This window comes from Pseudoalteromonas sp. T1lg88 (genome assembly GCF_002964765.1).
Classification (GTDB): Bacteria; Pseudomonadota; Gammaproteobacteria; order Enterobacterales; family Alteromonadaceae; genus Pseudoalteromonas.
Window position 1 is genome coordinate 1 of sequence record NZ_PQCF01000005.1, and the last position, 217, is coordinate 217.

The window sequence follows — 217 nt, forward strand, 5'->3', positions numbered from 1 at the left end:
TTTGTGTCCCCTTCGTCTAGAGGCCTAGGACACCGCCCTTTCACGGCGGTAACAGGGGTTTCGAATCCCCTAGGGGACGCCACTTTACTCGATGGTAAGAGTTTAAATAACCAGTCCTAGTGACACACTTTGTGTCCCCTTCGTCTTAGAGGCCTAGGACACCGCCCTTTCACGGCGGTAAAAGGGGTTCGAATCCCCTAGGGGACGCCACTTTCCT

General features: G+C 54.4%; 2 tRNA genes. Both read left to right on the plus strand.

Annotated features, from left to right (window positions below):
• Nucleotides 1–5 precede the first annotated feature (5 nt).
• Nucleotides 6–82, plus strand: a tRNA-Glu gene (locus tag C2M34_RS01695).
• A 51-nt stretch (nucleotides 83–133) separates the two neighbouring features.
• Nucleotides 134–210: transfer RNA gene (locus C2M34_RS01700), tRNA-Glu, on the plus strand.
• The last annotated feature ends 7 nt before the right edge of the window (nucleotides 211–217 follow it).